Genomic DNA, 1,196 nt, shown 5'->3' with positions numbered 1-1,196 from the left:
TATTATAAATAATTGAATAAATTTAAGTTGATAAAGAATCTATTAGTTATGTGTCTCTAGACAAACTTTATTTCACAGAATTCATATATCAGGGTCTTAATGGATCCCGATTTTTATTTTTAAATAATGATTTATGATATAATATTTTCAAGTAAATAACATTTGAATTGAGGGTTATTATGAAGAAAATTTTTGTTTATGCATATATGGCACAGAATTTGGGTGATGATTTAATGGTCAGAATTCTATGTGATAGATATCCAAATGCCCAATTTTATTTATATTCAGATAAATTTTATAAAACAGCTTTTAAAGATATAAAAAATCTTATTATATATTCTTCAGAGGATAAAGAAGTCAAGTTTTGGAATAAAGCATTGAAACATATTAAAAAGACTACAAATGGATTTATGGAACGACTAATGGAAAAATGTGACGCAACAGTACATATTGGGGGTAGTGTTTTTATTCAACATAATGATGATTATTCTGCATTTTTAAAAGCAGATGCTGACTTGCGTAAATTTAGCAAGAAAGTATATTTAATTGGTTCAAATTTTGGCCCCTATAAAGATGAGCAATATTATTTGGACTATCATCAACTTTTAAGTACATATGATGGTGTCTCTTTTAGAGATTATTATTCTTATAATAAATTTAAAGATATTCCACATGTAGTTTATGCTCCAGATGTTGTTTTTAATTATCAAACTGATAATTCCTCAAATGTAGAACATCGTGTATTATTCTCTACGATTTCTTTAGCTGGTAGAAATGATAATTTTGCAATCATACAATATTGGGAAGTGTATCGGAAGTTTATTCAAAAACTTGCGAAAAGATATTTGGAATTAGGATATAAAATCACATTTTTATCTTTCTGTGAACCACAGGGTGATTTTTATGAAATAAATGAGATTGTAAAGACGCATGATTTTGATTGTTTTAAAGATAAAATAGAAATTAATAATTATAATGGGAATATAGAGGAGAGCATTTCTTTGATTAAAGAATCAGAGATCATTGTTGGGACTCGATTTCATAGTATTATTCTTGGATGGTTATTTAATAAACCAGTTTTACCGATTGTTTATGATAATAAAACCTTGCAAGTTTTAAAGGATATGAATTTAAAGAATTATGCTTCTTTAGAAGAATTAGAAAAGGTATCGATTGATGATTTAATTGGAAATATT

At 26.2% G+C, this 1,196-nt stretch carries 1 protein-coding gene; it reads left to right on the top strand.

From position 1 onward, the window contains the following. Positions 1–179: 179 nt before the first annotated feature. The coding region (locus tag HMPREF0367_RS07945) for a polysaccharide pyruvyl transferase family protein (protein WP_051335226.1) at positions 180–1,196 on the top strand (1,017 nt) is incomplete at its 3' end.

This window comes from Faecalitalea cylindroides ATCC 27803, assembly GCF_000469305.1.
Classification (GTDB): Bacteria; Bacillota_I; Bacilli_A; order Erysipelotrichales; family Erysipelotrichaceae; genus Faecalitalea; species Faecalitalea cylindroides.
The sequence above is the reverse complement of the archived record's forward strand: the minus strand, read 5'-3'. Positions and strand labels throughout refer to the sequence as shown.